1 protein-coding gene is annotated in these 1,010 nt (G+C 48.2%); it reads right to left on the reverse strand.

Annotated features, from left to right (window positions below; genetic code table 11):
• Positions 1 to 140: 140 nt before the first annotated feature.
• Positions 141 to 809 (reverse strand): phosphonatase-like hydrolase, encoded by a 669-nt coding sequence (locus tag KDK18_RS07540; protein WP_257254280.1) that lies wholly within the window; start codon positions 807 to 809, stop codon positions 141 to 143.
• Between the last annotated feature and the right edge of the window lie 201 nt (positions 810 to 1,010).

Here is a 1,010-nt window from a genome sequence, read left to right on the forward strand (position 1 = left end):
ATACCAGAAGGGATGACAGAATTCTACGAGAAGGAGGTGACTAAAATATTACAGATCTTTTGCGTCTCTGTGACATTTTTAATTGGAGAGGCGAGACTATGGAGTCACCCAGCCGGGGATAGCAGGTGGGTGACGAGCGTTTAAATGTGTTTGAGAATCTCGGTTAAGCTATCGAGCACTAGCGTTGGCGCGGCTCTTGCCAGTTGCTCCCGGCTCTGGGCTCCGGTGGTCACACCAACGGTGATACCACAGTGGGCATTTTTTCCTTCCTCAATATCAATGGCAGAATCTCCCGCTTTAAGCACTTGTGAACTGTCGTGAACGCCGGTTTTCTCCATGGCCAGTTCAATCATGTCGGGTGCAGGTCTGCCGTTTGTAACATCATCCGCTGTAACCAGAGCATCGAATTCGACTCCGGGCATCCAGTTCATCTTTTTCAGCAGGCCTGTTGCTACCTGATGGCTATAGCCGGTATTAAGTGCAACCCTGATGCCTCTTGCCCGCAGCTCCTTCAAAAGCTCGGGCACGCCGTCGAATGAGGTCACTGCCAGTTCCGCATAAGCTTGTGTCAGTTGTTTTTTAAAGGACTGGAAGATTTTTTCCGAGTCCGAGTGGTCGAAGCCTTTGGACGACAGAGTATCTTTTATGGCCTGATGTTTTTCTTTGCCTGCACCGTGCTCAAGGACTTCATCCAGGGTGAAGTCGTAGCCAGCGTCGACAAGACTCTTATGAACCGTTTTGTAAACGACGTTGTCCTCATTGACCGTGGTACCGGCCATATCAAAAACGGCGAGTTGAATTTTGCTCATTGTGACCTCTTTTCAGTGGTTAGATCTGGAAATTAAAAGTTTATGAACGCTCATTAATAGATTGCTCGTGCCGTGGACACCAGATGGTATTTGTAGCTCTCAAGCCATAGGGTTTATAGTGGTGTTGGCTGCAATAACCACTGCATCCTGTCGCCAATACTCGAAGTCACAGTCAATCAATAGATTCGACTGATCGTAGTT

Source organism: Endozoicomonas sp. SESOKO3 (assembly GCF_024606255.1).